This window comes from Gardnerella vaginalis (assembly GCF_001546485.1).
GTDB lineage: Bacteria > Actinomycetota > Actinomycetes > Actinomycetales > Bifidobacteriaceae > Bifidobacterium > Bifidobacterium vaginale_D.
The window spans coordinates 1-4,107 of sequence record NZ_KQ956836.1; the positions used below are offsets into that span (position 1 = coordinate 1).

3 protein-coding genes are annotated in these 4,107 nt (G+C 46.0%); 1 reads left to right on the forward strand and 2 read right to left on the reverse strand.

Going from position 1 to position 4,107, the window contains the following annotated elements; translation table 11 throughout:
- Positions 1-177 precede the first annotated feature (177 nt).
- Positions 178-807: a pyridoxal 5'-phosphate synthase glutaminase subunit PdxT gene (gene pdxT, locus HMPREF3208_RS01465; RefSeq protein WP_419471008.1), complete on the reverse strand. Its 630-nt coding sequence runs from the start codon at positions 805-807 to the stop codon at positions 178-180.
- A complete protein-coding gene (pdxS, locus tag HMPREF3208_RS01470) occupies positions 804-1,637 on the reverse strand; it encodes a pyridoxal 5'-phosphate synthase lyase subunit PdxS (RefSeq protein ID WP_050397242.1) in 834 nt (277 codons plus the stop codon). The genes pdxT and pdxS overlap by 4 nt, the downstream gene beginning before the upstream one ends.
- A gap of 700 nt (positions 1,638-2,337) precedes the next feature.
- Between pdxS and HMPREF3208_RS01475 the strand changes: the two genes are divergently transcribed.
- Positions 2,338-4,044, forward strand: coding sequence for an ABC transporter substrate-binding protein (locus tag HMPREF3208_RS01475; protein ID WP_064346878.1), 1,707 nt, complete (start codon positions 2,338-2,340; stop codon positions 4,042-4,044).
- Positions 4,045-4,107 lie beyond the last annotated feature (63 nt).

Sequence of the window (4,107 nt, forward strand, 5' to 3'; positions counted from 1 at the left end):
AGTAACGAAAAAACGGGATTATACGTTACTAACGCAGTACGCAAACTGCGCGAGTAATGAAAAACGGTAAGCTCACGCGAGCTTACCGTTTTTATGGAGCATTTGCGGGAGATTTTCTCCGGCAAATGTAGTTGTTTTGTCTAATTTTTGGAACATTTGCCGGAGTTACGAATCAGATTACAAATCTAGGAAAAGCTGGTGGATCCGCGTATCGTCGTCAAGCTCCGGGTGGAAGGATGTGCCGATTTGGTTGCCTTGGCGCGCGGCAACAACGTGTCCGTCAACAGTTGCAAGAACTTCAGCATGAGAGCCGACTTCTGCAATATAAGGCGCGCGAATAAACGTCATCGGCACCTTGCCAAGATCGCCAAAATCAGCTTCGCAGTGGAAACTTCCGAGCTGGCGGCCGTAAGCGTTGCGCTTAACTGTTACATCCAGCGTACCGAAGCCGTTCACCTCGTTACCTTCCACGTTCTTCGCAAGCAAAATCAAGCCTGCGCAAGTGCCAAGAACCGGCATACCGCCAGCAATCCTCTCACGCAAAGGCTCGAGCATATTTTGCTCGCGAAGAAGCTTAGCTTGCACGGTGCTTTCGCCGCCCGGCAACACTAATCTGTCGAAAGACTGCTCCAAATCGCGCGCCTGACGAAGCTCTATTACGCGCGCGCCCAGCTTTTCCAGCATCAAGCGATGCTCAAGAAAAGCTCCCTGAACAGCTAAAACAGCTACAGTGTGAGTGGAGTTACCAGTAGTGGAGTTACCAGTAGTGGAGTTATCAGTATTGATAGGGGAGTTTGTCAAAATCACTCGCCTCGCTCAGCCATCAAAAGCTTGATTTCCTGCTCATTAATGCCAACCATAGCTTCGCCCAAATTCTCAGAAAGCTTAGCAATCATCTTGGCATCCTTGTAATTAGTTACAGCCTTCACGATTGCGGCGGCGCGCTTGGCTGGGTCGCCCGACTTAAAAATGCCGGAGCCAACGAACACGCCTTCAGCACCAAGCTGCATCATTAAAGCAGCATCGGCTGGGGTAGCAACACCACCTGCAGCGAAGTTCACGACAGGAAGCTTGCCATTCTGCGCAACGTACTTTACAAGTTCAAATGGCACGCGCAAATTCTTAGCTTCCTCAAAAAGCTCATCCTCACGCATGCTGGTGAGCTTACGAATTGCGGAATTCATCATGCGCATGTGGCGCACAGCCTGAATCACGTCACCAGTGCCCGGCTCACCCTTGGTGCGAATCATGGAAGCGCCTTCGTTAATTCGGCGCAGTGCCTCGCCCAAATCCTTAGCGCCGCAAACGAAAGGTACAGCAAAATCGCGCTTATTAATATGGTATACGTCATCGGCTGGGGAAAGAACTTCGCTTTCGTCAATATAATCAATCTCAATAGCCTCAAGCACCTGAGCTTCAACAAAGTGGCCAATACGGCACTTTGCCATCACAGGAATAGACACAGCCTCCTGAATGCCGTGAATCATTGCTGGGTCGCTCATGCGAGAAACGCCACCAGCTGCGCGAATATCTGCAGGAATACGCTCCAAAGCCATAACTGCGCAAGCTCCAGAATCTTCAGCAATTCGCGCCTGCTCTGGGGTAGTGACGTCCATAATGACGCCGCCTTTAAGCATTTGTGCAAGCTGACGGTTTAAAGCGGTGCGGTCTTCGCCGCTTTGATTTTGCGGATCTGAGGATTCGTTCACGGTTACTGTAGTATTCAAGTTCTCAGCCATCATTCCTCGCTTTGTGTGAGATGCGTTTTGTGCAGTTTTTGCACTGTATGCGCCTTGTTACGTTGCTTTACATCTGTATGTTTCGCGAATTTGCGTGCAGTTGCGCAGTAATTTTTGCAGATTATTGCGCACGTTTGCAAGTTTGCGTTCTGTTGGCATTTAACCACATTCGTAGGATATATACCTCGTAAAGCGCATGTATTTCATACATATTACAACTTTTATGAATATTACAACCTTGTGTGTTTGCTTGTGTGTTTGCTTGTGTGTTTGCTTGTCTGTTTGCTTGTGTGTTTGCTTGCGAATTTGCTTATTCATTCATACAAATTATTTTCATACAAATTATTGATGAGCTTTTTCATACAAATTATTGGTAAGTTTTTTGGATGAGTGCACGGTGAGCCTGGTTTGTTAATAGGCTACGATTGGTAAAGCCTGCGACTTGAGGCGTAATGAGTAAATTGTTACAACTTGCAATTGCAATTGCGCTGTAGCGTTGAGCAAAATAAAGAAAGAAATAGTAATAAAAATAAATAAATAAAAATAAATAGTAATAAAAAATTAGTACCATTTATATGCCATTTAGAAAGGTTATGGTATGGGTAACACAAAACCCGAGGAAGGCGTGCACGAAGAAATCGGCGCGACCGAAATGTTCTCTGGTAAATCTCAAGCAGCCGCATCTCAAGCGAGTACTTCTCAAGCGAGTACTCCTCAAGCGAGTACTGACGAATCGCTGAATGCTGCTGCAAAATCACATAATTCTTCGAGTAAGCATAAGCTCAGTAAACCTTGGTTATTTGCGATAGCGGTTATTGCAATTGTTGTAATAAGCGCGATTTTTGCTACGTTTACTACGCAGCACCAATCTCATTCATTGCCGATGTCATCAACGATATCGCACAAAACTGTCACAATCGGTTTAAAACTTGCTCCTACAAATCTCGATATTCGCAATCAATCTGGTTCTGCACTTGATCAGCTGCTTATTGGCAATGTGTACGAAGGTTTAGTTGCTCGTAATGCAAAAAACCAAGTTTCACCTTCCTTGGCAAAAAGCTGGGAAGTAAGCAAAGATGGTTTGCGCTATACGTTCCATCTTCGTAAGAATGCTGTATTTTCTAACGGTCACAAGCTGACGGCAAAGGACGCAGCGTGGTCGTTTAACGAACTTGTTGATAAGCAGTATCGCGGATCGAATATGGTTGGCAAAGTTGAGTCAGCAAGAGCGAAGGATGATTACACGTTTGAAATTACGCTTAAAGAGCCAAATGCTAAGTTACTGTGGGCACTTTGCAGCCGCTCCGGTTTAGTATTCGACAAAAATGCTCAATACGATGCTAAAACGCAAGCAGTTGGTTCCGGACCGTACGTAATCGACAAGTTCGTGCCGAACGATCGCGTTGTATTAAAAGCAAATCCGCGTTATAAAGGTATCCATCCTGCGCAAACCAGCAAAATTGTTGTGCGCTATTTTGTAGACGATAATGCTGCTGTTGACGCGCTTTCTTCTGGTGCTGTGCAAGCGCTGGCACCTATTTCTGGTCAACTTGCTAAGCCTTTTAAAGATGATTCCAAGCGTTACGTAGTGCGTGCTGGAAACGGTACCGACAAATTTGTACTTGCTATGAATATGAAGGGTGAGCGTACGAAAGATAAGCGCGTACGTCAGGCTATTCGCTACGCAATTGACCACAAGCAAATTATTGCATCTCGTGGCGGCACAGACGTGTCACTTGGTGGACCAATTCCGTCTCTTGACCCTGGCTATGAGGATTTAACGAAGTTGTATCCGCATGATGTACGTCGCGCAAAGGCGCTTATGAAAGAAGCTGGCTTCGATGAGTCGCATCCGTTGCAGCTTTCGCTTACTTATCCGAATATTTACGGTACGCAACTTGGTGACCAGTTGCGCTCGCAACTTAAGCCGGTCGGTATTGATTTAAAGGTGAATGTGGTTGAGTTTACTACTTGGCTGCAGGATGTGTATAAGAATAAGCAGTATGATTTGTCGATGGTTGATCACAATGAGAGTCACGATTTTGGTCAGTGGGCGGATCCTACTTACTACTACGGTTATGACAATAAGCAAGTGCAGGATTTGTACGCTAAGGCAATGCTGAGTGCGTCCGAAAGTGATTCGGCTAAATTGCTTGCTAAGGCTGCGCGAATTATTAGCAAGGATGCGCCGGCTGATTGGCTGTTTAATTACCGCGTGGTGACTGCGAAGGTGAAGAATCTTGAAGGCATGCCTTTTGACATGAATCAGGAGATTTTGCCGCTGTACAATTTGCGGCTTAGCTAGTGTTGGATTTGCTAAGCGCAAATCAAGAGACACTAACGCAGAACGCAATCTGCACCAGTAACG

Excerpts from the sequence above, each read along its gene's own strand:
- pdxS (WP_050397242.1), bottom strand. The coding sequence starts at position 1,637 with ATGCTTAAAGGCGGCGTCATTATGGACGTCACTACCCCAGAGCAGGCG.
- HMPREF3208_RS01475 (WP_064346878.1), top strand. The coding sequence starts at position 2,338 with ATGGGTAACACAAAACCCGAGGAAGGCGTGCACGAAGAAATCGGCGCG.